The organism is Ruegeria sp. E1 (assembly GCF_056534225.1).
The window spans coordinates 85773-110794 of record NZ_JBQFPE010000009.1 but is presented as its reverse complement, the minus strand read 5'-3'; the positions used below and the strand labels follow the sequence as shown (position 1 = coordinate 110794).

At 59.0% G+C, this 25022-nt stretch carries 30 protein-coding genes; all 30 read left to right on the top strand.

Going from position 1 to position 25022, the window contains the following annotated elements; all coding sequences use genetic code 11:
• Positions 1-14: 14 nt before the first annotated feature.
• The gene (locus tag ACR0FG_RS13165; protein ID WP_480893453.1) at positions 15-1535 is read left to right on the top strand and encodes an AMP-binding protein; all 1521 of its coding nucleotides are present in this window, start codon (positions 15-17) and stop codon (positions 1533-1535) included.
• Positions 1532-2104: a lysozyme inhibitor LprI family protein gene (locus tag ACR0FG_RS13160; protein ID WP_480893452.1), complete on the top strand. Its 573-nt coding sequence runs from the start codon at positions 1532-1534 to the stop codon at positions 2102-2104. Before ACR0FG_RS13165 ends, ACR0FG_RS13160 begins: the two co-directional genes overlap by 4 nt.
• Before the next feature lie 46 nt (positions 2105-2150).
• Positions 2151-3758, top strand: coding sequence for a carboxyl transferase domain-containing protein (locus ACR0FG_RS13155; protein WP_480893451.1), 1608 nt, complete (start codon positions 2151-2153; stop codon positions 3756-3758).
• A 3-nt stretch (positions 3759-3761) separates the two neighbouring features.
• Positions 3762-4184: an ASCH domain-containing protein gene (locus tag ACR0FG_RS13150; RefSeq protein WP_480893450.1), complete on the top strand. Its 423-nt coding sequence runs from the start codon at positions 3762-3764 to the stop codon at positions 4182-4184.
• Positions 4185-4187: 3 nt separating this feature from the next.
• On the top strand, positions 4188-6119 hold the full coding sequence (locus ACR0FG_RS13145) for an acetyl/propionyl/methylcrotonyl-CoA carboxylase subunit alpha (RefSeq protein WP_480893449.1): 1932 nt from the start codon (positions 4188-4190) through the stop codon (positions 6117-6119).
• A gap of 66 nt (positions 6120-6185) precedes the next feature.
• Entirely contained in the window at positions 6186-7040 is an 855-nt protein-coding gene (locus tag ACR0FG_RS13140; RefSeq protein WP_480893509.1) for a hydroxymethylglutaryl-CoA lyase, read from the top strand.
• A 10-nt stretch (positions 7041-7050) separates the two neighbouring features.
• Complete coding sequence (locus tag ACR0FG_RS13135; protein ID WP_480893448.1) at positions 7051-7833, top strand: crotonase/enoyl-CoA hydratase family protein; 783 nt, start codon at positions 7051-7053, stop codon at positions 7831-7833.
• A gap of 195 nt (positions 7834-8028) precedes the next feature.
• The gene (locus ACR0FG_RS13130; RefSeq protein WP_170325678.1) at positions 8029-8394 is read left to right on the top strand and encodes an NADH-quinone oxidoreductase subunit A; all 366 of its coding nucleotides are present in this window, start codon (positions 8029-8031) and stop codon (positions 8392-8394) included.
• Positions 8385-8918, top strand: coding sequence for a NuoB/complex I 20 kDa subunit family protein (locus ACR0FG_RS13125; RefSeq protein ID WP_037307875.1), 534 nt, complete (start codon positions 8385-8387; stop codon positions 8916-8918). Before ACR0FG_RS13130 ends, ACR0FG_RS13125 begins: the two co-directional genes overlap by 10 nt.
• Positions 8915-9241, top strand: coding sequence for an antibiotic biosynthesis monooxygenase (locus tag ACR0FG_RS13120; RefSeq protein ID WP_170710172.1), 327 nt, complete (start codon positions 8915-8917; stop codon positions 9239-9241). The genes ACR0FG_RS13125 and ACR0FG_RS13120 overlap by 4 nt, the downstream gene beginning before the upstream one ends.
• A complete protein-coding gene (locus ACR0FG_RS13115) occupies positions 9234-9839 on the top strand; it encodes an NADH-quinone oxidoreductase subunit C (RefSeq protein ID WP_170710171.1) in 606 nt (201 codons plus the stop codon). Before ACR0FG_RS13120 ends, ACR0FG_RS13115 begins: the two co-directional genes overlap by 8 nt.
• The gene (locus ACR0FG_RS13110; protein WP_005984053.1) at positions 9839-10012 is read left to right on the top strand and encodes a hypothetical protein; all 174 of its coding nucleotides are present in this window, start codon (positions 9839-9841) and stop codon (positions 10010-10012) included. The genes ACR0FG_RS13115 and ACR0FG_RS13110 overlap by 1 nt, the downstream gene beginning before the upstream one ends.
• A 1-nt stretch (position 10013) precedes the next feature.
• Entirely contained in the window at positions 10014-10136 is a 123-nt protein-coding gene (locus ACR0FG_RS13105; RefSeq protein WP_480893447.1) for a hypothetical protein, read from the top strand.
• Positions 10136-11359 carry an NADH-quinone oxidoreductase subunit D gene (locus tag ACR0FG_RS13100; RefSeq protein WP_010442773.1) on the top strand — a complete coding sequence of 408 codons (1224 nt, stop codon included), beginning with the start codon at positions 10136-10138 and terminating at the stop codon, positions 11357-11359. Before ACR0FG_RS13105 ends, ACR0FG_RS13100 begins: the two co-directional genes overlap by 1 nt.
• On the top strand, positions 11356-11838 hold the full coding sequence (locus ACR0FG_RS13095; RefSeq protein ID WP_480893446.1) for a hypothetical protein: 483 nt from the start codon (positions 11356-11358) through the stop codon (positions 11836-11838). The genes ACR0FG_RS13100 and ACR0FG_RS13095 overlap by 4 nt, the downstream gene beginning before the upstream one ends.
• On the top strand, positions 11838-12944 hold the full coding sequence (gene nuoE, locus ACR0FG_RS13090) for an NADH-quinone oxidoreductase subunit NuoE (RefSeq protein ID WP_480893445.1): 1107 nt from the start codon (positions 11838-11840) through the stop codon (positions 12942-12944). Before ACR0FG_RS13095 ends, nuoE begins: the two co-directional genes overlap by 1 nt.
• A 20-nt stretch (positions 12945-12964) precedes the next feature.
• Positions 12965-13192, top strand: a complete 228-nt coding sequence (locus tag ACR0FG_RS13085; protein ID WP_170710168.1) for a DUF5337 domain-containing protein — start codon at positions 12965-12967, stop codon at positions 13190-13192.
• A gap of 7 nt (positions 13193-13199) precedes the next feature.
• Complete coding sequence (nuoF, locus tag ACR0FG_RS13080; RefSeq protein ID WP_480893444.1) at positions 13200-14498, top strand: NADH-quinone oxidoreductase subunit NuoF; 1299 nt, start codon at positions 13200-13202, stop codon at positions 14496-14498.
• A gap of 4 nt (positions 14499-14502) precedes the next feature.
• Positions 14503-14919: an MAPEG family protein gene (locus ACR0FG_RS13075; RefSeq protein ID WP_480893443.1), complete on the top strand. Its 417-nt coding sequence runs from the start codon at positions 14503-14505 to the stop codon at positions 14917-14919.
• Positions 14920-14993: 74 nt separating this feature from the next.
• The gene (locus ACR0FG_RS13070; RefSeq protein ID WP_170710166.1) at positions 14994-15335 is read left to right on the top strand and encodes a hypothetical protein; all 342 of its coding nucleotides are present in this window, start codon (positions 14994-14996) and stop codon (positions 15333-15335) included.
• 98 nt (positions 15336-15433) lie between these two features.
• Positions 15434-15838: a DUF5333 domain-containing protein gene (locus ACR0FG_RS13065; RefSeq protein WP_480893442.1), complete on the top strand. Its 405-nt coding sequence runs from the start codon at positions 15434-15436 to the stop codon at positions 15836-15838.
• A 3-nt stretch (positions 15839-15841) separates the two neighbouring features.
• Complete coding sequence (gene nuoG, locus ACR0FG_RS13060; RefSeq protein ID WP_480893441.1) at positions 15842-17863, top strand: NADH-quinone oxidoreductase subunit NuoG; 2022 nt, start codon at positions 15842-15844, stop codon at positions 17861-17863.
• 45 nt (positions 17864-17908) lie between these two features.
• Complete coding sequence (gene nuoH / locus ACR0FG_RS13055) at positions 17909-18946, top strand: NADH-quinone oxidoreductase subunit NuoH (protein WP_170710163.1); 1038 nt, start codon at positions 17909-17911, stop codon at positions 18944-18946.
• A 1-nt stretch (position 18947) separates the two neighbouring features.
• The gene (gene nuoI / locus ACR0FG_RS13050) at positions 18948-19442 is read left to right on the top strand and encodes an NADH-quinone oxidoreductase subunit NuoI (RefSeq protein ID WP_039524264.1); all 495 of its coding nucleotides are present in this window, start codon (positions 18948-18950) and stop codon (positions 19440-19442) included.
• Positions 19439-19849, top strand: coding sequence for a carboxymuconolactone decarboxylase family protein (locus tag ACR0FG_RS13045; RefSeq protein WP_480893440.1), 411 nt, complete (start codon positions 19439-19441; stop codon positions 19847-19849). The genes nuoI and ACR0FG_RS13045 overlap by 4 nt, the downstream gene beginning before the upstream one ends.
• Positions 19846-20448, top strand: a complete 603-nt coding sequence (locus ACR0FG_RS13040) for an NADH-quinone oxidoreductase subunit J (RefSeq protein WP_480893439.1) — start codon at positions 19846-19848, stop codon at positions 20446-20448. The genes ACR0FG_RS13045 and ACR0FG_RS13040 overlap by 4 nt, the downstream gene beginning before the upstream one ends.
• A complete protein-coding gene (locus ACR0FG_RS13035) occupies positions 20445-21017 on the top strand; it encodes a hypothetical protein (protein WP_480893438.1) in 573 nt (190 codons plus the stop codon). The genes ACR0FG_RS13040 and ACR0FG_RS13035 overlap by 4 nt, the downstream gene beginning before the upstream one ends.
• Positions 21014-21319, top strand: coding sequence for an NADH-quinone oxidoreductase subunit NuoK (gene nuoK / locus ACR0FG_RS13030; RefSeq protein ID WP_005984024.1), 306 nt, complete (start codon positions 21014-21016; stop codon positions 21317-21319). The genes ACR0FG_RS13035 and nuoK overlap by 4 nt, the downstream gene beginning before the upstream one ends.
• A gap of 7 nt (positions 21320-21326) precedes the next feature.
• Entirely contained in the window at positions 21327-23468 is a 2142-nt protein-coding gene (gene nuoL / locus ACR0FG_RS13025) for an NADH-quinone oxidoreductase subunit L (RefSeq protein ID WP_480893437.1), read from the top strand.
• Positions 23468-25012 carry an NADH-quinone oxidoreductase subunit M gene (locus ACR0FG_RS13020; RefSeq protein ID WP_170710158.1) on the top strand — a complete coding sequence of 515 codons (1545 nt, stop codon included), beginning with the start codon at positions 23468-23470 and terminating at the stop codon, positions 25010-25012. Before nuoL ends, ACR0FG_RS13020 begins: the two co-directional genes overlap by 1 nt.
• The last annotated feature ends 10 nt before the right edge of the window (positions 25013-25022 follow it).

Sequence of the window (25022 nt, the reverse complement as noted above, 5' to 3'; positions counted from 1 at the left end):
GGAAAATCACGGTGATGGCTCCTGGGTGCATACCGGGTTTGCACCGGGCGGGAGGCTGGGATTTGCCGGACCGGCTGAACATGGCGCGCCAGTGTCTGGGGCATCCGCCTGACAAGATAGCGGTGATCGATTTGACCGGGCATGGCCAGCAGGCCGTCACCTATGGTCAGTTGCATCAGATGACCGACGGAATCGCGCGCGCTTTGCTGGACAAGGTGCGTCCCGGTGATCGCGTGGGCGTCTTGCTAAGTCAGTCACCATGGTGCGCTGCGGCGCATCTGGCGATCTGGAAGATCGGCGCGATTTCCGTCCCTTTGTTCAAATTGTTCAAGCACGATGCCCTGCGGTCGCGTGTCGGCGATGCCGGGGTACGGGTTGTTCTGACCGATGCCGAAGGCGCCGCGTTGCTGGGTGATCTGGCAGAGCCGCTGATAGCTGACCGGAGTGACAAGGCCGGAGAGACGGTCGATTTTGCAGATACGGGCCCGGAAGATCCGGCGGTGTTGATCTATACCTCAGGCACCACGGGCAGTCCGAAAGGTGCGTTGCACGGACACCGGGTTTTGACCGGCCATCTGCCGGGAGTATCTATCAGCCACAACCATCTGCGCGACGGCGATTGCCTGTGGACGCCGGCCGACTGGGCGTGGATCGGAGGGTTATTTGACGTGTTGATGCCCGGTCTGGCGTTGGGCATCCCGGTTGTCGCCGCGCGATTGGAGAAGTTCAGTGCGCAAGCCTGCGCCGAGGTCGTCGCGCGTGGCGGCGTGCGTAACGTGTTTTTCCCGCCAACCGCCTTGCGGATGCTGAAGGCGGCGGACCAGCCGATCCCTGGCCTGCGCTCGGTGGCCTCGGGGGGTGAGCCTTTGGGGGCCGAGATGCTGGCTTGGGGAAAACAGGCGTTTGGTCTGACGATCAACGAGTTTTACGGCCAGACCGAATGCAACATGGTGGTGTCGTCCTGCGCCGAGGATTTCCCGGTGCGCCCCGGTTGTATCGGCAAGCCGGTGGCGGGGCACGACGTGGCGGTGATTGATAGGACCGGTCAGCCCACAGATCAAGAGGGCGACGTGGCTATCCGGCGCGGCTCGGCCTCGATGCTGCTGGAATACTGGAACCGGCCCGAGGCGACGGCCGAAAAGTTCCGGGGCGATTGGCTGATCACCGGAGATCGCGGCATCTGGGAGGGCGACTATCTGCGCTTTGTGGGCCGCGATGATGATGTGATCACCTCGGCCGGATACCGCATCGGACCCGCAGAGATCGAGGATTGCTTGCTGACTCATCCGGCGGTGGCGACGGTGGGCGTCGTTGGCAAGCCCGACAAGCTGCGGACCGAGATCGTGAAGGCCTATGTGGTATTAAAACCGGGGGCCGAGGCGATGGACGCAGAGTTGCAGGAGTGGGTCAAGGACCGTCTGGCGCAGTATTCCTATCCGCGTGAGGTGGCGTTTTTGGACGAACTGCCGATGACGGTTACGGGGAAAGTGATCCGGAAGGAATTGAAGGCGCGGGCGGCGAGGGAGGTTAAATGAAAGCCATACGTCGCTTAGCAAGAATTATGGTCTGCATCGTCTTCTTTCTGGCGTTTGTTTCGCCACAAATCTCATGGGCGCAGAGGTATCAGGTTCAGGATGATCTGGGTCAAACCAATATCGACCAAGCCTATATGGACAGTCAGGTTAGATCTTGCGTTGGAAACGCGGCCACTTCGTCTGAACTGTCAGATTGCGCAGGTTTGTTTTCCGACGCTTGCATGGACGAGGATGCTTCTTGGGGGCAAAGCACTTTGGGTATCTTTTTTTGTGTAGAAGCGGAAACAGCCGTTTGGGATGCCTTAATAAAGGAAAGTTCCTTGGCCTTGTCGGTTCGTTACAAAGAACTCGATGATTTGGACGAAGACGGCGCTTTGTCTTTGCCTTTGAGAGTGCCGAGTCTGAAGGAAGCGCAAAAACTCTGGGAAGAGGCTCGGGACGCAGATTGCTTGGTTGAGTATCTTCGATGGAGAGGTGGCACCGGCGCGAAAATCCTTGGCGCACATTGCCGATTGGAACGAACGAGCCAAAGGGCGATTTGGCTAAGAACGTTGTTGGAGGAGAATTGATGACCTTTTTAGCGTCAAGATCTTTGTTTGTTGAGGGCAACGGATAATGAAACTCGCATCCAAAGCCATGCCCGCCTCCGAGGGCTTTCAGGCCAACCGCTCGGCCCATCTCGACGCGCTGGCCCAAGTCTCTACCGCCGCCGAAGCCGCCCGCATGGGCGGTGGCGAGAAATCCCGCACAAGGCATGAGTCGCGCGGCAAGATGCTCCCCAGACGCCGAGTGGCGAACCTGCTGGACGCAGGGTCTCCATTTCTGGAAATCGGCGCGACGGCGGCGCATGGGATGTATGGCGATGCCGCGCCTTGTGCCGGGGTGATCGCGGGGATTGGCCGCGTTCAGGGGCGCGAGGTCATGGTGGTGTGCAACGATGCCACCGTTAAGGGCGGTACCTACTATCCCATGACGGTCAAAAAACACCTCCGCGCGCAGGAGATTGCCGAGGAAAATCATCTGCCCTGCATCTATCTGGTCGATAGCGGCGGGGCGAACCTGCCCAATCAGGATGAGGTCTTTCCCGACCGCGACCACTTTGGCCGCATCTTCTACAATCAGGCGCGGATGAGCGCCAAAGGCATTGCTCAGATTGCTGTCGTGATGGGCTCGTGCACGGCGGGTGGGGCCTATGTACCTGCGATGTCGGATGTGACGATCATCGTCAGGGAGCAAGGGACGATCTTTCTGGCCGGACCACCGCTGGTCAAGGCCGCGACGGGCGAGGTTGTCAGCGCTGAAGATCTGGGCGGCGGTGATGTGCATACCCGCCTGTCAGGTGTGGCCGATTATCTTGCCGAGGATGACACCCATGCGTTGGCTTTGGCCCGGCGGGCTGTGGGGTCTTTGGGCGGTGCCGTACCGAAGACCGGTCTACAGTTCGAGACCCCCGAAGACCCGGCCTATGATCCCGGGGAAATTTTGGGGGTAGTGCCCGCCGATCTGCGCACTCCTTATGACATTCGCGAGGTGATAGCGCGATTGGTCGACGGCTCTCGGTTCGATGAATTCAAGCCACGCTTTGGCGAGACGCTGGTGACTGGCTTTGCCCATGTGAAAGGCTGCCCTGTCGGGATCATCGCCAACAATGGTGTGCTGTTTTCCGAGGCGGCGCAGAAGGGTGCGCACTTTGTCGAGCTTTGCTCACAGCGCAAGACGCCGCTGGTGTTCCTGCAGAACATCACCGGGTTCATGGTGGGCCGCAAATACGAAAACGAAGGCATCGCGCGGCATGGCGCCAAGATGGTGACGGCTGTTGCGACGACCTCGGTGCCCAAGATCACCATGCTGGTCGGCGGGTCCTTCGGGGCCGGGAACTACGGCATGGCCGGGCGCGCCTATCAGCCTCGGTTTCTGTGGACATGGCCGAACTCGCGCATTTCGGTAATGGGCGGCGAGCAGGCGGCGGGCGTTCTGGCCACGGTCAAGCGCGACGGGATCGAACGGCAGGGCGGCACGTGGTCGGCCGAGGAAGAGGCGGAATTCAAACGCCCGACACTTGAGATGTTCGAGGAACAGTCGCATCCTCTCTATGCCTCAGCGCGGTTGTGGGACGACGGCATCATCGACCCACGCAAATCGCGCGACGTGCTGGCCTTATCGCTCAGCGCCGCGCTGAACGCCCCGATTGAGGAAACACGTTTCGGCGTGTTCAGGATGTAAGCGATGTCTGATCTGGAACACCTGAAAACCCGCTACCCCGGTGCGCAAACGTTCAAATTCGGCGACAACCGGATGTTGTGCGATGAACTTTTGGCGTTGGTACGTCAGGGGCTTAAAACGGCAACCTGCGGCGCATCGCGAGATTACCCGGATGGCGGTGCGGAGACACCGGTTGTCGGACGCCGCGATATTGCGTTGGACTGGGATGATAACCCAGCCCTTGTAATCGAAACGCTCGATGTCTCGACCTGCCGCTATTGCGATGTGACGGAAGACTTTGCGCTGGCCGAGGGCGAGAATGAAACGCTTGAAGGATGGCGCGAAGATCACCGCCGGTACTTTGAGCGCAATGGTGGTTTTGATCCAGAGATGGAGCTGCTGTGCGAACGGTTCCGCCTTGTCGAAGACCTGACAGCCGAGGAGTAGGCCATGTTCAGCAAAATCCTGATTGCCAATCGGGGCGAGATTGCCTGTCGCGTGATCGAGACAGCTCAGAAGATGGGTGTGGCTTGCATCGCCGTGTATTCTGACACGGATGCCTCGGCCAAGCATGTGCAGATGGCTGATGAAGCGGTGCATATTGGCGATGCAGCTCCGGCCGAGAGTTATCTGAAGGGCGATGTGATCATACAGGCCGCGCTGGATACGGGCGCGCAGGCGATCCATCCGGGTTACGGTTTTCTGTCCGAAAATCCGGATTTTGTGGATGCGGTCCAGTCTGCCGGTCTGACATTTATCGGACCTTCGGCGGATGCGATCCGCAAGATGGGCCTCAAGGACGCGGCCAAGGTTCTGATGGAACAGGCGGGCGTGCCTGTCGTGCCCGGCTATCATGGTGACAATCAGGACCCCGAGCATCTGGCGGGCGCAGCGGACGCAATCGGCTATCCCGTTCTGATCAAGGCCGTCGCGGGTGGTGGCGGCAAGGGGATGCGGCTGGTTGAAAAGCCGCAGGATTTCGCCTTGGCTCTGGATAGTGCGCGGGGTGAGGCGCGCACTGCCTTCGGTAATGATGCCGTTCTGGTTGAGAAATTCGTCGCCAAGCCGCGCCATATCGAGGTTCAGGTCTTTGGTGACGGGACCCAGGCTGTGCACCTTTTCGAGCGGGATTGCTCGCTGCAGCGGCGGCACCAGAAGGTGATCGAAGAGGCTCCGGCCCCCGGTATGACCGCCGAGATGCGCGAAGCGATGGGGCAGGCGGGTGTGCGTGCGGCTGAGGCGATTGGTTATGCAGGGGCCGGGACGGTTGAATTCATCGTCGATGCCTCGGACGGGCTAAGGCCGGATCGGTTCTGGTTCATGGAAATGAATACGCGCTTGCAGGTCGAGCACCCGGTAACAGAAGCCATCACTGGTGTTGATCTGGTGGAGTGGCAATTGCGAGTGGCAGCGGGGGAAAGCCTGCCGAAACAGCAGGCCGACCTGTCGATCCGCGGCCACGCTTTTGAAGCGCGGCTATACGCCGAGGATGTGCCCAAGGGCTTCCTGCCGGCAACGGGCACCCTGACTCACCTGCGGTTTCCGGGTGGATGCCGCGCGGATAGCGGGGTGCGTGCCGGGGATACCATCAGCCCGTGGTATGATCCGATGATCGCCAAAGTCATCGTGCACGGCGCGACCCGGGCCATTGCCTTGCAGGCGCTGCATCGCGCGTTGAGCGAAACCGAGGTTGCCGGAACCGTGACAAATCTGGCCTTTCTGGGCGCGTTGGCACAGCATCCGGGCTTTGCCTCGGGCGATGTCGATACTGGTCTGATCGGGCGCGATCTTGACGCGTTGGTTCGGGAAGATGCGGTTTCGGCAGAGGCTTGTGTTGCGGCGGCGATGACCGCGCTCGATCTGGATGAACCTGATGCTGACACCGGTTTTACCCTATGGGCACCGCTGCATCGCGCCGTTCAGCTGGAACATGTCGGCCAGAACATGGATCTGGATGTTCAGGTGGATGGGCCGAACCGTCAGCTTTGGCAGATAGGAGAGGACACGGTCGAGGCGCGACGCGTTGGGGGGCGCTGGCTGCTGAACGGTCGCCCCATGCCGCGTGTCTCGGTCAGTGGCCCTCGGATCACCGTGTTTCAGGGGCACGGTCAGAGTTTTGATCTTATCGATCCGCTTGCGCGCGATGCAAGCGCAGCCGGAGACACCAATGTGATCGAAGCCCCGATGCCCGGGCTGGTCAAGGCCGTCTTTGTCGAACCGGGCCAGCCCGTACACGAAGGCGACCGGTTGGCAATCCTGGAAGCCATGAAAATGGAGCATTCCTTGCTGGCGGGGCGTGACGGCGTGGTCGCCGAAGTGCTGGCCGAGGCTGGCGCTCAGGTTGAAGCAGGGGCTGCCCTTGTCCGGCTGCGCGAGGAATAGCTGTTTTGAACCGACAAGCTGTGGCACGATCAAATCTTGTACGAAATATCAAGGAGCGGCGCGGTGATGGACGAACGGGTTGAGATATTTGAAGTCGGGCCGCGTGACGGTTTGCAGAACGAGAAGCGCGAGATTCCGGTGGCCGAGAAAGTGGCGCTGGTTGATTGCCTCAGCCGGGCCGGCTTCAATCGGATCGAGGTGGCCAGTTTCGTCTCGCCCAAATGGGTGCCGCAGATGGCAGGCAGCGCCGAGGTTCTGGCCGCGATCGCGCGCAAGGATGGCATCCGCTATGCCGCCCTGACGCCGAACATGCGCGGGTACGAGGACGCTCTGGCCGCAAACGCGGATGAAATCGCGGTGTTTGCCTCGGCCTCCGAAGGATTTTCCAAGGCCAACATCAACGCGACGATTGCTGAGTCCATCGAACGGTTCACCCCGATCCTGGAGGCCGCGCGCCATATCGATCTGCCGGTGCGGGGCTATGTCTCGTGCGTGACCGACTGCCCCTATGACGGCCCGACATCGCCCGAGAAAGTGGCAGAAGTTGCGGACAAACTGTTCTCGCTCGGCTGCTACGAGGTGTCCTTGGGGGATACCATCGGGCAGGGCACGCCCGACACGGTTGCGCATATGCTGCTGAAAGTCCGAGAAAGGGTGCCCGTGACGCGTCTGGCGGGTCATTTTCACAATACGGGCGGGCGGGCTATCGACAATATCGATGCGGCGCTGGCGCTGGGTGTCCGGGTGTTCGACGCCGCAGTCGGAGGACTGGGCGGCTGCCCTTACGCTCCGGGTGCCGCCGGTAACGTGGCAACCGAAGAAGTGGCGGCACATCTGGACCGGCTGGGCTATCAAACCGGGCTGGATTCTGCAGTTCTGGAAGAGGCCGCACAGATGGTCCGGTCGATGCGGCAAGGTTGAAAGGCCCGATATGTTCGAAACGATCTTGCTAAAGACGGATGAGCGCGGGGTCGCGACTCTGACGCTGAACCGGCCTGAAAAACACAATGCCATGTCAGCGCAAATGATTGCTGAATTAACGCAAGCCGCCGGACGACTGACCAAAGACGCCTCGGTCAGGGTGGTTGTGCTGGCCAGCACGGGCAAGAGTTTTTGTGCCGGTGGCGATCTGGGCTGGATGCAGGCGCAAATGGCAGCCGACGCGCAAACCCGCTTTGACGAAGCTCGCAAATTGGCCGAGATGCTGCAGGCGCTCAACACCTTGCCGAAGCCGCTGATTGGTGCGGTGCATGGCAACGCGTTTGGCGGCGGAGTGGGAATGGCGGCGGTCTGTGACGTCGCGATAGGTGTCGAGGGGTTGAAAATGGGGTTGACCGAAACCCGGCTGGGGCTGATCCCCGCGACCATTGGACCCTATGTGATCGCGCGAATGGGCGAGGCTCGGGCTCGACGCGTTTTCATGTCCGCGCGCCTGTTTGATGCTTCTGAAGCTGTTGAGCTTGGTCTTTTGGCCAAAACAGTTACCGCCGAGCAACTGCAGGACGCTGTTGAAGCTGAGATTCTGCCTTACCTGTCTTGCGCGCCGGGGGCAGTAGCCTCGGCGAAGGCGTTGGTTCAGGCGCTGGGGCCGAAGATCGACGATGCCACGATCGACCACACCATCGGAGCGCTTGTCGACCGCTGGGAAACAGATGAGGCGCAGGAAGGAATCGGCGCGTTTTTCGGTAAACGTAAACCTGATTGGAGCGTTTAGATCCGGTTTGCCGCGACAGGCAAAGGGACCGGAAATACCCAAAGAGCCCAGGCAACTCAACCCGTACAGATTTTTGGCAGGCTGCGCGTTTCTGCTCGGTTGACCCTCTGACCCCGCGCGGATAGAGAATGTCCAGTCAACACGCCAATTGACGGCGCAGCTTCTTGCAAGGCTTGCGCAGGAAAGGAGCTTTACGTGGAAGACCTGCTGCGGGAGTACCTCCCGATTCTGGTGTTTCTGGCCGTGGCCGTGGGCCTTGGGATCGTTTTGATTCTCGCGGCTGTGGTGCTCGCCGTGCGCAACCCCGACCCCGAAAAGGTCAGCGCATATGAGTGCGGTTTCAACGCTTTTGATGATGCGCGGATGAAATTCGACGTCCGGTTCTATCTGGTCTCGATCCTGTTCATAATCTTTGATCTGGAGATTGCTTTTCTGTTCCCCTGGGCCGTCGGATTCAAAGATATCAGCGACGTAGGTTTCTGGTCGATGATGGTGTTTCTGGCCGTTCTGACCATCGGCTTCGCCTATGAATGGAAGAAAGGGGCCCTGGAATGGGAGTGATGACGGGTGCAAACACCGCTGGCGTCGACAAAGAAGTCGCCACCCAGGCCCTGAATGCGGAACTGCAGGACAAAGGATTCCTGCTGACCTCGACCGAAGATATCATCAACTGGGCGCGGACCGGATCGTTGCACTGGATGACCTTTGGTCTGGCCTGCTGCGCGGTTGAGATGATGCACACCTCGATGCCGCGTTATGATGCGGAACGGTTCGGCATCGCGCCCCGCGCATCCCCGCGACAGTCCGATGTGATGATCGTGGCAGGAACCCTGACCAACAAGATGGCCCCGGCGCTGCGTAAGGTTTATGACCAGATGCCCGAACCGCGCTATGTGATCTCGATGGGCTCCTGCGCCAATGGCGGCGGTTACTACCACTATTCCTATTCGGTCGTGCGCGGCTGTGATCGGATTGTGCCGGTTGACATCTACGTGCCCGGCTGCCCGCCGACCGCCGAAGCACTTCTTTATGGTCTGATGCAGCTTCAACGCAAAATCCGCCGGACAGGGACGATTGTGCGATGAGTGGTCCTGTTGTCAGGCGATGGGAGGCTGTGGTTGCCCGGGACGATGTTGCCGAGTGGGTCGGTACTTTTCGGACACGCGCGCTCCCCAGTATGCGCGCCGTGGATGGGTTTGAAAGCGTGTCGTTCCTCGTCCGGCGCGATCAGGACCCCTGCCATGTCATGGTGCTGACCAAATGGCGTGACCTGGCCGCTATTGCGACCTATGCGGGCGACGAAATCGCAAAGACGGTTATGCCCGACTTTATGGCGAAGTTTTTCAAGTCTTACGACGCAGAAGCTACGTTCTATGACGAAGTTTTGCAGGAGGGCCGCAATGAGTGAAGCGCTGAAAGAGCTTGGCACGCATATCGAACTCAAGCGACCGGATTGCGTGTTGTCATGGGATGTGACCCATGGTGAGTTGAATGTGGATGTGGCCCCGTCAAATCTAGTCGAGTTCATCGAGTATCTGAAAGCCGACCGGAATTGTCAGTTCTCGACCCTCGTGGATATCACCGGCGTCGATTATCCCGAACGGGCCAAGCGGTTCGACGTGGTCTATCACTTCCTGTCGATGTACCAGAACCAGCGCATCCGCCTGCGGGTCTCGATCCGCGAGGAAGACATGGTGCCATCGATCGTTGACGTTCACCCCTCGGCCAACTGGTTCGAGCGTGAGGTGTTCGACATGTTCGGCATCCTGTTCTCTGGTCATCCGGACCTGCGGCGCATCCTGACCGACTATGGCTTTCGCGGCTACCCACTGCGCAAGGATTTCCCGACCACCGGCTATACCGAAGTGCGCTATGACGAGGCGCAGAAGCGCGTGGTTTATGAACCCGTATCGCTGGTGCAGGAATATCGCCAATTTGATTTCATGTCTCCTTGGGAGGGTGCGAACTATATCCTGCCCGGGGATGAGAAACCGGAGGCCGAGTGATGGGGGGCATCTGGTGGCTGATCCTGTCTGCGCTGACCATCATCCCGATGGTAAAGATTTTGCCGTTTTTCGGGATCAACAAATACTGGTGCCTGCTGTGTCTGGTGCCGTTCGGCACAATCGCGCTGCTTTGGTGGGTCGGGTTGAAACTGCAAGAGATGGAGCGCCGCTGAGATGATTGGGGAACTCATCGTTCTGGGTGCGCTGGGTGTTTTGCTGGCCGGGGCTGCCGCCAAGGCGACCGAGGCGGAAAAGGTTCGGGTGCGGGCCGAAGCAAAGAAGAAACGGGGGCGTTGATGGACGGCTCAAGATACGATGACGGCAGCACTGACGCGCTGAGCGGAGAACAGAAGATCCGCAACTTCAACATCAACTTCGGCCCGCAACACCCTGCGGCACACGGAGTTTTGCGTCTTGTTCTTGAGTTGGACGGCGAGATCGTCGAACGCTGCGACCCGCATATCGGCTTGCTGCATCGTGGCACCGAAAAGCTGATGGAAAGCCGGACGTATCTGCAGAACCTGCCGTATTTCGACCGTCTGGATTACGTGGCGCCGATGAATCAGGAACATGCCTGGTGTCTGGCCATCGAAAAGCTTACCGGGGTCGAGGTGCCGCGCCGGGGTTCGTTGATCCGGGTTCTGTACTCCGAGATCGGGCGCATCCTGAACCACCTGCTGAACGTGACCACGCAGGCGATGGACGTGGGCGCGCTGACGCCGCCTTTGTGGGGGTTCGAGGAACGCGAAAAACTTATGGTGTTTTATGAGCGTGCCTGCGGTGCCCGCCTGCACGCCGCCTATTTCCGCCCCGGCGGTGTCCACCAAGACCTGCCGCCCGAACTGCTGGACGATATCGAAGCGTGGAGCCACGAATTCCCTGCCGTTCTGGACGACATTGACGGACTGCTGACCGAAAATCGCATCTTCAAACAGCGCAACGCCGATATCGGTGTCGTGACCGAGGATGACATTCAGAAATACGGCTTCTCGGGCGTGATGGTGCGCGGGTCTGGCCTCGCATGGGACCTGCGTCGTGCGCAGCCTTATGAATGCTACGACGAGTTCGAATTCCAGATCCCCGTCGGCAAGAACGGCGACTGCTATGACCGCTATCTGGTCCGCATGGAAGAGATGCGCCAGTCGTTGTTGATCATCCGTCAGGCCATCGCCAAAATCCGCGACTGCCCCGGAGATGTTCTGGCGCGCGGCAAGATCACCCCGCCGAAACGCTCGGACATGAAAACCTCGATGGAAAGCCTGATCCATCACTTCAAGCTCTATACCGAAGGCTTCCACGTCCCCGCTGGCGAAGTTTATGCCGCCGTCGAAGCCCCCAAGGGTGAATTCGGCGTCTATCTGGTCGCCGACGGCACCAACAAGCCTTACCGCGCCAAGCTGCGCGCGCCGGGGTTCTTGCACCTTCAAGCCATGGACCACGTTGCGGGGGGGCACCAACTCGCAGACGTCGCTGCGATTATCGGAACGATGGATGTTGTGTTTGGGGAGATTGATCGGTGAGAAGTAAAGCAACTAGGCTGTCATCATTTTTAGTCTCCTTCGCGATGAGTTTGATCGGAACAGGTGTTTCTGCGCAGGAAAAAAGCTTGGTTGAATCCTGCTTTTCTGTTGGTGAGGCCATTGCGGATGCTCATTTATATTTGATCTCACGCTGGGTTTCGTATTCGAGTTTAGACGCTTCGATGGGAAACGGCCCTCTGTCTCAGCAAGAGCAGTTTTATGTAATCTCTAAAGTAAACTGGGCAGTAGATATTGTTGTTTCCGAGCATGGGGCCAATTTTGTCAACCAGACGCTTCGAGAGCATTGGGAAAATACTATGGGCCCCAGATTGGAAGATGACGACAATGTCACACATCGTTTGAAACAGGACATTAACTCGGCGGTACAACTGCAATCTAGATTTGAGGTCGCACAAGAAGTAGCAAAGCTTGGTCGAAGAACACTTCGTACTTGTGGATATTTGAAAGGGGTAAATTGATGCTCCGCCGTCTTCACCCAGAACAACCCGAAAGCTTTGCCTTCACCGCTGCAAACCAGCAATGGGCCGAAGCGCAGGTTACGAAATACCCCGAGGGCCGTCAGGCCAGTGCGGTGATCCCTCTGCTGTGGCGCGCGCAAGAGCAGGAGGGGTGGCTGACCCGTCCGGCGATTGAATCCGTGGCCGATATGCTGGGCATGGCCTATATTCGCGTGCTTGAGGTGGCATCGTTCTACTTCATGTTCCAACTGCAGCCGGTTGGGTCTGTGGCGCATATTCAGGTGTGTGGCACGACGTCCTGCATGATCTGCGGGGCCGAAGACCTGATCGCGGTTTGCAAGGAAAAGATTGCCTCCAAACCGCACGCTTTGTCCGCTGATGGCAAGCTGAGCTGGGAAGAGGTGGAATGCCTCGGCTCCTGCACCAATGCGCCGATGGCGCAGATCGGCAAGGACTATTATGAGGATCTGACGACCGAGAGCTTTGGTAAGATCCTCGATGATCTGGTGGCTGGCAAAGTGCCGGTGCCCGGCCCTCAGAACGGGCGTTATGCGGCAGAGCCGTTGAGTGGGCTGACCAGCCTGACCGAATATGAGGCGGGCAAGCCGGAACATAATGCCAGCGCTGAACTGGCGACGGGACTTGGCGACACGGTCAAGCGTATTGATGGGACCGAGGTTCCAATCCTGACGCCCTGGCTTGGCAAGGATGGCAAGCAGGCTGGGGCTTCGGCGGCGGCGAAGCCTCCGAAAGCGCCTGAAGCGCCGAAACCTGCGGTGAAACAGGCCGAAGAGGCAAAGAAAGCCAAGGCCGAGGAAGACGAACCTGTGACCTTGGAAGGTGCGCGTGATGGCAAGCCGGATGACCTCAAGCTGCTGAAAGGGGTCGGGCCCAAACTGGAACAGACGCTGAATGAGTTGGGTTTTTACCACTTTGACCAGATTGCCGCGTGGACTCCGCTTCAGATCGCGTGGGTCGATGCGCGGCTGCGGTTCAAGGGCCGGATCGAGCGTGACGGATGGATTGAACAGGCCGCCAAACTGGCCGCAGGTGAAGAGACTGAATTCGCCAAGCGGGCCAAAGAAGACGGCACTTACGAGGACTAGGGCAAAGGCCCCAAAGACAGATGAACGCGGAACAGGAACAAGCCATAGCCCGCAAGGGTCGTCATATCGGAGTGGTCATCGCCGTGACCATGCTCGTATGGCTTGGCATGACGCTGTTCATCGGCCCTGCGATCGGGTTGCCGGGGCGCTATGCGCTGCTGTTTGATTTCGCCGCTTTGGCGGGGTTCATCTATGCGGGCGTGAACATTTATCAACTCTGGCGAATGCGCCAGGATAGCCAAGGGTAAGCGAGTGATGCTGAAGGATCAGGACCGGATCTTTACCAACATCTACGGGATGCATGAGCGCACGCTGAAAGGCGCGCAGGCCCGGGGGCATTGGGACGGCACCGCTGGCCTGATCAAGAACGGCCGCGACTGGATCATTCAGACGATGAAGGATTCCGGGTTGCGCGGGCGCGGGGGCGCAGGCTTTCCAACCGGTCTGAAATGGTCATTCATGCCCAAGGAAAGCGACGGTCGTCCGGCTTATCTGGTTGTGAACGCAGATGAATCCGAGCCCGGCACCTGCAAAGACCGCGAGATCATGCGCCACGATCCGCACACGCTGATCGAAGGCTGTCTGATCGCGTCGTTCGCGATGAATGCGCATACCTGCTATATCTACCTGCGTGGTGAATATATCCGCGAGCGTGAGGCGCTGCAGGCCGCAATTGACGAAGCCTATGACGCGGGCCTGCTGGGCAAGAATGCCGCTGGTTCGGGCTGGGATTTCGACCTGTTCCTGCATCACGGAGCCGGGGCATATATCTGCGGTGAGGAAACAGCGCTGCTGGAAAGCCTTGAGGGCAAGAAGGGTATGCCGCGCATGAAACCTCCGTTCCCGGCGGGCGCGGGGCTCTATGGCTGCCCGACCACGGTGAACAACGTGGAGTCGATTGCCGTTGTGCCGACGATCCTGCGGCGCGGGGCCGACTGGTTCGCGGGCTTTGGCCGTCAGAACAACGCGGGCACCAAGCTGTTCGCAATCTCGGGCCACGTGAACAACCCCTGCGTCGTCGAAGAGGCGATGTCGATCCCCTTTGAACAGTTGATTGAGACCCATTGCGGCGGAATTCGCGGCGGCTGGGACAATCTGCTGGCGGTGATTCCGGGTGGTTCCTCGGTTCCGTGCGTGCGCGGTGAGAACATGCGCGACGCGATCATGGATTTTGATCATCTGCGCAATGAACTCGGCTCGGGCCTTGGCACTGCCGCCGTGATCGTGATGGACAAGTCCACCGATATCATCAAGGCGATCTGGCGTCTGTCAAAGTTCTACAAGCACGAAAGCTGCGGTCAGTGTACCCCTTGTCGCGAAGGCACCGGCTGGATGATGCGCGTCATGGATCGTCTGGTGCGTGGCGAGGCCGAGTTGGAAGAGATCGACATGCTGTTTGACGTGACCAAACAGGTCGAAGGTCACACGATCTGCGCCCTTGGTGATGCGGCGGCCTGGCCGATTCAGGGCCTGATCCGCAATTTCCGTGAAGAGATCGAAGACCGCATCAAGGCTCAGAAGTCGGGCCGTATGGGTGCGATGGCAGCGGAGTGAGATCATGGAAATCTATGCTGAATATTCCCACGCTATCGCGTCGCTGGTCATCTTCACGCTGATCGTGCTGGCCTTGTCACCTTTTTCGGCGCTGGCAAAACAGGGCAAGGGACTCGCGCCCGGTGCGACGCCTGAACAGGACTACGCGGATAAGGCGTATCGCCTGAACCGGGCCTATCTGAACGGAACGGAAACTCTGCCGGCATTTCTGACGGTGACACTCGCTGCGATTTTGCTGGGTGTCAGCCCGTTTTGGGTGAACCTTCTGGCCTCGGTCGCACTGGTGGCCCGGATTGTGATGCTGATTCTTCATCTGCGTGGGCTGGGCAACCCGCATGGCGGCTTGCGGTCGGTTGCCTATGTCGCTGGCTGGGCCTGCATGTTCATCCTTGGGCTCATGGCCTTGGTGGCAGTGTTCTGATAATGGGCGTGGCGACACATAGGAGGCATGGTCTGCCCGCTGGCACGACGGGCGCATGTGAACGGTTGAGGTCTATGAAGAAACTGCTGCCCGCTATATTGATCCTGACGGCTGTTTCGGCCTGCACCGTCAGATCCTCGAGTGATCGTATCCTGTTTGACGGAAAATACTTTCGTGCCAGCGCGCGCTCGGTCGACAAAAAGGTGTCGCCGACTGATTTCACTGTGACAGTGAGCGGGGTCTCGGCCTCGCTTGATGGCGCGCGCGAGGCGGGCCGGTACGAGGCGACCCGCTTCTGCGTTCAGAATTTCGGTTCGTCCCGTATCGACTGGAAGCTTGGCCCGGATTCTGACCCTCAGAACCTGCGGATCGAAAATGACAAATTGACCTTTGCAGGAAAGTGTCAGCGTCCATGAGTGTTTTGACCAAAAACTATGGATATTGGGAGCGGCTGCTATTGCATAGCGACCGCTTTGACCTGCGTTCTGGACAGACCAGAATGAAAGGAAAAACAATGTCTATTGTCAAAAAGCTCATGTTAATTGCGGCCCTGATGATTCCAGCGAGTGCAGGGGCAAAGCCGCCTTTGCGCGAGGTCAAAGAGATCGACAACGAACTCTACTACATCGCGATTGCAAACGAGATTTCCGAATATTGCCCGTCCATCAATGGGCGACGGTTGAAAGCAATTGGCGTGATGTGGGACCTGCGGTCAAAGGCGAACAAACTGGGCTATTCGGACAGTGAAATCCGGGCCTATGTGGATTCGGACGCCGAAAAGGACCGGATGCGCGCCAAGGGCGAGGCATATCTTGCCGCAAACGGTGTCTCTTACAATAAACCGGGGACTTTCTGCACTTTGGGGCAGAAGGAAATCGAAAGAAACAGCGCCATCGGCGTGTATTTGAGGGCGAACTAGACCATGTCTGACCTCCGCAAGATCAATATCGACGGGCAGGAAATCGAAGTCGACGGCGCGTTGACCCTGATCCAGGCGTGCGAGCAGGCCGGGGTCGAGGTGCCGCGCTTTTGCTATCACGAGCGTCTGTCGATTGCCGGCAACTGCCGGATGTGTCTGGTGGAAGTTGTTGGTGGCCCGCCCAAGCCCGCGGCCTCCTGCGCCATGCAGGTGCGTGACCTGCGTCCGGGACCGGAAGGGCAGGCACCGCAGGTCAAGACGAACTCGCCCATGGTCAAAAAGGCCCGCGAGGGTGTGATGGAGTTCCTGCTGATCAATCACCCGCTGGATTGCCCGATCTGCGATCAGGGTGGTGAGTGTGACCTTCAGGATCAGGCGATGGCCTATGGCGTTTCGGGTTCGCGCTTCAAGGAAGCCAAACGCGCCGTAGACGATCTGGATCTGGGGCCGCTGGTCGGCACTGCGATGACCCGTTGCATCAGTTGCACCCGCTGCGTGCGGTTCACCACCGAGGTCGCAGGAATCACGCAAATGGGTCAGACCGGGCGGGGCGAAGATGCCGAGATTACCTCGTATCTGAATGAAACGCTGCAATCGAACCTTCAGGGCAATATTATCGATCTGTGCCCGGTCGGGGCGCTGACCTCGAAGCCATACGCCTTTACAGCCCGCCCATGGGAGTTGACCAAGACCGAGAGCATCGATGTGATGGATGCCCTGGGCTCGAATATCCGCGTGGATACCAAGGGCCGTGAAGTGATGCGTTTTCTGCCGCGCAATCATGACGGCGTGAACGAGGAATGGATCAGCGACAAGACTCGCTTTGTCTGGGACGGGTTGCGTCGTCAGCGGTTGGACCGGCCGTACGTGCGCGAAAACGGCAAGCTACGCCCCGCAACATGGACCGAAGCGCTCGCTAAGACGGCCGAGGCGCTGAAAGGGGCCGAGAAACCGGCAGGCATCGTCGGCGATCTGGCCCCGGTCGAGGCTGCGTTTGCACTGAAGCAGATGATCGAGGGGCAGGGCGGTGTTGTCGAATGCCGGACCGATGGGGCGAAATTGCCCGCTGGCAACCGTGCGGCCTATGCCGGAACCGCGGCGATAGAAGACATCGACGCGGCCGAGCGTATCCTGCTGATCGGCACCAACCCGCGCGATGAGGCCCCGGTGCTGAACGCGCGCATCCGCAAAGCCTGGGCACATGGGGCCGAGGTGGCTTTGGTTGGGCCAGCGGTCGATCTGACCTATGACTATCACCATGTGGGTGACGACCGCGCGGCCCTGCAAAAGGTCGTCGAAATGGGCGGTGATGATGAGATCAGGGGCAAAGCCTCGCTGGTCATCATCGGGCAGGGTGCCTTGCAAGAGGCAGACGGAGCCGCCGTTCTGGCCGCCGCGCAAGCCGTTGCTGCGAATACGGAAAGCGGGTTGATCGTTCTTCACACCGCCGCGTCGCGCGTCGGTGCCATGGATGTGGATGCCACCAACGAAAGCGGCATGGATGCAGTTTCAGCCGCGGATGTGATCTATAACCTCGGCGCGGATGAGGTTGAGATTGGCGAAGGTGCGTTTGTGATCTATCAGGGCAGCCACGGCGACCGGGGTGCGCATCGCGCCGATGTGATCCTGCCGGGCGCGGCCTATACCGAGGAGAACGGGTTGTTCGTCAACACCGAAGGCCGCCCGCAACTGGCCATGCGTGCAGGCTTTGCGCCGGGTGAGGCCAAAGAAAACTGGGCCATCCTGCGGGCGCTGTCGGCGGAACTGGACGCAACGCTATCCTATGACTCGCTGGCGCAGCTGCGCACGGCGCTGATTGAGGCCGTGCCGCATCTGACACAGATCGATCAGGTGATTGAAAACGACGTGCAGCCGCTTGAAGCCAGCGCGTTGGGCAAGGCGACATTCCGTAACGCGGTCAAGGACTTCTATCTGACGAACCCAATCGCCCGCGCCTCGCAACTGATGGCCGAGCTTTCGGCGCAGGCGAAGGCGCTGAAAACCGACAGGATCGCCGCAGAATGATCCGACCTGCTGACATATCCAAGACGACCCACGGTGTGAGGACAAATGGCTGATTTCTTTAACACCCCCGGCGGCATAGCCATCATCATTCTGGCGCAGGTGCTTGCTGTCGTGGCCTTTGTGATGATCTCGTTGCTGTTCCTCGTCTATGGCGACCGCAAGATCTGGGCCGCCGTTCAAATGCGCCGAGGCCCCAACGTGGTCGGCGTCTATGGCTTGCTGCAATCCGTGGCCGACGCGCTGAAATATGTGGTGAAAGAGGTCGTGATCCCGGCGGGCGCCGACCGCGCCGTATTCATCCTCGCCCCGCTCACATCCTTTGTGTTGGCCATGATCGCCTGGGCGGTGATCCCGTTCAACGATGGCTGGGTGCTGTCGGATATCAACGTCGCCATCCTGTATGTCTTCGCCGTATCTTCATTGGAAGTTTATGGCGTGATTATGGGCGGTTGGGCGTCGAACTCAAAGTACCCGTTCCTTGGCTCGTTGCGCTCGGCGGCGCAGATGATTTCCTATGAGGTGTCGATTGGTCTGATCATCATCGGCGTGATCATCTCGACCGGATCGATGAATTTCGGGGCCATCGTGCACGCACAGGACGGCAATCTGGGCCTGTTCAACTGGTACTGGCTGCCGCATTTCCCGATGGTCTTCCTGTTCTTTATCTCGGCACTCGCCGAAACCAACCGCCCGCCCTTTGACCTGCCCGAGGCGGAATCGGAACTGGTCGCGGGCTATCAGGTCGAATATTCGGCCACGCCCTTCCTGTTGTTCATGGCCGGAGAATACATCGCCATCTTCCTTATGTGCGCCCTGACCACGCTGCTGTTCTTCGGCGGCTGGCTGTCGCCGATCCCCGGATTGCCGGATGGCGTGCTGTGGATGGTCGCCAAAATGGCGTTCTTCTTCTTCCTCTTCGCGATGGTCAAGGCCATCACGCCGCGCTACCGCTATGACCAGCTGATGCGTCTGGGCTGGAAAGTGTTCCTGCCGTTCTCGCTGGCATGGGTGGTGTTCGTGGCCTTCGCGGCGAAATTCGACTGGTTCTGGGGCGCATTTGCGCGTTGGAGCGTAGGAGGCTGATATGACCCAAATCGATTACACCCGCGCTGCTAAATATTTCCTTCTGCAGGACTTCTGGGTCGGCATGAAACTGGGGTTGAAGTACTTCTTCGCCCCCAAGGCCACCGTGAACTATCCGCACGAAAAAGGCCCTCTGTCGCCTCGGTTCAGGGGCGAGCACGCACTCCGTCGTTACCCTAATGGCGAAGAGCGTTGCATCGCCTGCAAATTGTGCGAAGCGATCTGCCCGGCGCAGGCGATCACCATCGACGCCGAACCGCGCGAGGATGGCAGCCGCCGCACCACGCGATATGACATCGACATGACCAAGTGCATCTATTGCGGTTTCTGCCAGGAGGCCTGCCCGGTCGATGCCATTGTCGAAGGCCCGAACTTCGAATTCGCCACGGAAACCCGAGAAGAGCTGTTCTACGACAAGGAAAAACTGCTGGACAACGGCGAACGCTGGGAAGCCGAGATCGCCCGCAATCTGGAAATGGACGCGCCGTACAGATGAATGACGCTCCGACAAATCCGTTCGAGCTGATGATGAAGCAGGCTCAGGACATGGCCAAGGCTATGAACCCGGCGATGGAGAATTTCTCGCCCAAGGGGTTCGAGGCGCTGTGGCCGACCATGCCCAAAGAGGTCATGGAGATGATGTTCGGCAATACCGTCAACAAGGACGGGTTGGATGCCAAGACCCGTCTGCTGCTAACACTGGCCGGGTTGACCTGTCAGGGCGCGCAGGCCGATAGCGCCGTGCGTCAGACCGTGCGACATGCGCTGGAAGCGGGCGCAAAGAAACAAGAGATCGTGGAAACGATCGGTCAGATGTCGGTCTTTGCCGGCATCCCGGCCATGACCCGCGCGTTGGATCTGGCGCAAGAGGTCATGGGCGATAACGAGGATGAGGATCAATGACCGTCTTTGCCTTCTATCTGTTTGCCATCAGCGCCATCACCGGCGGGCTGTTCACGGTGATCAGCCGCCAGCCGGTGCACTCGGTGTTGTGGCTGATCCTGTCCTTCCTGTCCGCGGCGGGGCTGTTCGTGCTGTTGGGCGCCGAGTTCGTGGCGATGCTGCTTATCATCGTCTATGTCGGCGCGGTCGCGGTGCTGTTCCTGTTCGTGGTGATGATGCTGGACGTGGACTTTGCCGAACTCAAGGCCGAGATGGCGCGTTACATGCCGCTGGCTCTGCTGATCGGTCTGGTCATCCTGATGCAGTTCGTCATGGCCTTTGGGGCATGGGACAGTGCGCAGGGTTTTGAGGCCAATCTGGCGCAGCCGGTTCCGGCAGATCGCCACAACACCGAGGCACTGGGTGTCATCCTTTACGATCAATACTTCCTTTTGTTCCAACTGGCGGGCCTGATCCTGCTGGTGGCTATGATCGGAGCCATTGTTTTGACGCTGCGCCACCGTCAGGACATCAAGCGTCAGGACATCATCGGCCAGATGATGCGTGACCCGGCCAAGGCGATGGAGTTGAAGGACGTGAAACCGGGGCAGGGGTTGTGAAGCTATTTTATGCAATAGGGCTTGCAGCTTCTTTGGCCGTAGCGTCGGGACCGTCATTGGCTGATTGTCAATTAGGTCACTGTGAAGTCGGAAAACCCATCTTTCATTTCGACAAACCTGCCAAGGTTGAAGCAGATTGTAGCTTTAGTGAAGCTGGTAACGGTTGGAGTTCCGACTTTTTTGGGAAACCGGCAACCGATGTTGGTGGTGGCCGAGTTGGTCAACGCTGGGTTCTAACTGGTGGGTGTGTGCGAAGCGAAAGTGTCGTTGTCGTTGATTGCTTCTCAAAAGAATCTGTACAGATTCGCGGTGTGTGCGCCCCGCCGGGTTCAAAATTCCGGGTGTCGGTAGGGAACTACGCTGTAGATCTTTTGTATCCACCCCACGGAGAACTCCGTCTGAGTTCTCAAACAACTGTGAATGATCTGGTGAATTTATCTAAACGCCTTGGCTACGACCATTGGACCAGTTTCGAAGACGTACTGAGCCGGGCCAAAAAGAAAAACCGCATCAACCCCTATTGCGGTTGCAAACTCTACTACCCCGACTCGCCAGGAGCGAAGCTATGATCGGACTTGAACACTATCTTACGGTCGCGGCGACGCTGTTCGTCATCGGCATCTTCGGTCTCTTCCTGAACCGCAAGAACGTCATCATCCTGCTGATGAGCATCGAACTGATGCTGCTGGCGGTGAATATCAACCTTGTGGCGTTTTCCAGCTTCCTCGGCGATCTGGTCGGGCAGGTGTTCACGCTGTTCGTGCTGACCGTTGCGGCGGCTGAGGCGGCGATTGGGCTGGCCATTCTGGTCTGTTTCTTCCGCAACCGTGGCACCATCGCGGTTGAAGACGTCAATATGATGAAGGGCTAAGAGAACTATGGAAACCACCATCCTCTTTGCCCCGCTGGTGGGCGCGCTGCTCTGCGGATTTGGCTGGCGCTTTATTGGCGAAAAGGCCGCCATGTGGACCGCAACGGGCCTGCTGTTTCTGGCCTGTCTGCTGTCTTGGATCGTGTTCTTCACCTTTGACGGGGTGACGCAACAGATCGAGATCATGCGCTGGATCGAGAGCGGCTCGTTGTCGACAAGCTGGGCGATCCGTCTGGACCGGCTGACCGCGATCATGCTGATTGTGGTGACGACGGTTTCGGCGCTCGTGCACCTCTATTCCTTTGGCTACATGGATCACGACCCGCAATGGCGCGAAGGCGAGAGCTATAAGCCGCGGTTCTTTGCCTATCTGTCCTTCTTCACCTTCGCCATGCTGATGCTGGTGACGGCGGACAATCTGGTGCAGATGTTCTTTGGCTGGGAGGGCGTGGGCGTCGCCTCGTACCTGTTGATCGGGTTCTACTATCGCAAGCCGTCGGCCAATGCGGCGGCGATGAAGGCGTTCATTGTCAACCGAGTCGGCGACTTTGGCTTTGCGCTGGGTATCTTTGCGCTGTTCTTGCTGACCGACAGCATCAATTTTTCAGACATCTTTGCCTCGGCTGCGACCCTGTCGGAAACGCAGTTGCATTTCCTGTGGGGTGAGTGGAACGCCGTTGAGGTGATCTGCGTCCTGCTGTTCATCGGTGCGATGGGTAAATCGGCGCAGTTGATCCTGCACACGTGGTTGCCGGACGCGATGGAAGGCCCGACGCCAGTGTCGGCCCTGATCCACGCTGCGACCATGGTGACCGCGGGCGTGTTCCTCGTCTGCCGCATGTCGCCGCTGATGGAGTTCGCTCCGGGCGCGACTGGGTTCATCACCTTTCTTGGCGCGTCGACCGCGTTCTTCGCGGCGACCGTGGGGCTGGTGCAGACCGACATCAAGCGCGTCATCGCGTATTCGACCTGTTCTCAGCTTGGGTACATGTTCGTTGCCGCTGGCGTCGGGATGTACTCGGCAGCGATGTTCCACCTGCTGACACACGCGTTCTTCAAGGCGCTTTTGTTCCTTGGGGCCGGTTCGGTGATCCATGCGATGCATCACGAGCAGGAGATGACCGAATATGGCGGGCTGCGGAAGAAGATCCCCTATACGTTCTGGGCGATGATGATCGGCACGCTGGCCATCACCGGCGTCGGCGTTCCGCTGACCACCTTCGGCTTTGCTGGGTTCCTGTCCAAGGACGCCATCATCGAAAGTGCCTATGCGGGCGGCACCGGCTATGCCTTCTGGATGCTGGTGATCGCGGCGATGTTCACCTCTTTCTACAGCTGGCGTCTGATTTTCCTGACTTTCTATGGCGAAGAGCGTGGGGACAAGCACACGCATGAGCACGCGCATGAAAGCCCGATGGTCATGCTGATTCCGCTTGGTGTTCTATCGCTGGGTGCGGTGTTTGCGGGGATGATCTGGTACGGCAACTTCTTTGGTCACGCGGACAAGGTCGGCAAGTTCTACGGCATTCCGGTCGCTGAGGCCTCGGAACATGCTGAGGGCGGAGACCATGCGGCGGATACGGCGCATGAGGATGACGCCCACGCCGACGACAGCCACGGTAACGCCCATGCGGATGACGGGCACGGTGAGAAAGACGCCCATGGCGATCACCACTATGTCTTTGCTGGTGAGCCGGGTGAGGGCGCGCTTTATATGGCGCCGGACAACCATGTGTTGGACGATGCACATGCGGCACCGAAATGGGTCAAGGTCTCGCCATTCGTTGCGATGCTGCTTGGGTTTATCGTGGCCTACTGGTTCTATATCGTGAACACTTCGCTGCCCGGGCGGCTGGCTGCAAATCAGCGTCCGTTGTATCTGTTCCTGCTGAACAAGTGGTATTTTGACGAAATCTACGATGCGATCTTTGTCAAACCCACCGTGGCGCTTGGCCGGTTCCTGTGGAAGCGCGGTGACGGCAACACAATCGATGGCCTCCTGAACGGGATTGCGATGGGTGTTGTGCCCTTCTTCACCCGTCTCGCAGGGAAGGCTCAGACCGGTTACATCTTTACTTACGCCTTCTGGATGGTCTTGGGGATTGCTGCCCTTGTCACCTGGATGTCGATCGGCGGAGGCGCGCACTAATGGACAATATCCTATCTATTGTCACCTTCATCCCCGCCATCGCCGCAGGCATTCTGGCCCTGTTCCTGCATGGCGACGATGCCGCTGCACAACGCAATGCCAAATGGGTTGCGCTGGTGGCGACGACCGTGACTTTTCTGGTCTCGATCGGCATCTATACCGGCTTTGACCCCAACAACACCGGCTTCCAGATGGTGGAAGAGGGGCAGTGGCTGCTGGGCCTGAAATACAAGATGGGCGTCGACGGTATCAGTGTTCTGTTCGTGCTGCTGACCACCTTCATCATGCCGCTGACCATTCTGGCCAGCTGGCAGGTTACGGATCGCGTCAAGGAATACATGATCGCCTTCCTGCTGCTGGAAACGCTGATGCTGGGCGTGTTCATGGCGCTGGATCTGGTGCTGTTCTACCTGTTCTTCGAGGCTGGTCTGATCCCGATGTTCCTGATCATTGGTATCTGGGGCGGCGCGAACCGGATTTATGCCAGCTTCAAGTTCTTCCTCTACACCTTCCTCGGTTCGGTGCTCATGCTGGTTGCGATGGTTGCGATGTATGTGGATGCGGGCACCACGGATATCGAGGCGTTGATGCTGCACCACTTCTCGTCCGAAGGGTTCAGCGTGCTGGGCATCTATATCGTCGGCGGAATGCAGACGCTGATGTTCCTCGCCTTCTTCGCCTCATTCGCGGTGAAGATGCCGATGTGGCCGGTGCACACCTGGTTGCCGGATGCACACGTGCAGGCCCCGACGGCGGGCTCGGTTGTGCTGGCAGCGATCCTTCTGAAGATGGGCGGCTATGGCTTTCTGCGGTTCAGCCTGCCGATGTTCCCGGTGGGATCTGCGGTGATGACCGATCTGGTGCTGTGGATGTCGGCGATTGCTGTTGTCTACACCTCACTGGTGGCGCTGGTGCAGGAAGACATGAAGAAGCTGATCGCTTATTCCTCGGTCGCGCATATGGGCTTTGTGACCATGGGTATCTTTGCGGCGAACCAGCAGGGCATTGATGGCGCGATCTTCCAGATGCTCAGCCACGGGTTTATCTCGGCAGCGCTCTTCCTGTGTGTCGGTGTGATCTACGACCGGATGCACACCCGCGATATCGACGCCTACGGTGGGCTGGTGATCCGGATGCCTGCCTATGCGCTGGTCTTCATGCTGTTCACCATGGCCAATGTAGGCCTGCCGGGCACGTCCGGGTTTATCGGAGAATTCCTGACCCTGATGGGCGCGTTCCAGGTCAACACATGGGTGACGGCGGTGGCCGCGACCGGTGTGATCTTCTCGGCCGGCTATGCGCTGTGGCTCTACCGCCGGGTCGTGTTTGGCGACCTGATCAAGGAAAGCCTGAAGGCCATCACCGACATGAGCTCGCGCGAGCGGCTGATCTTTGCGCCGCTGATCGTGATGACCATTTTGCTGGGCGTCTACCCGTCTCTGGTGACAGATGTGATCGGCAATTCCACCACGGCGCTGATTTCGAACTATGACTCGGCACTGGCCGCGGCAGAGGCCGCGACCCAGTCGGCCGCATCGCACTAAGGGGGCTTTG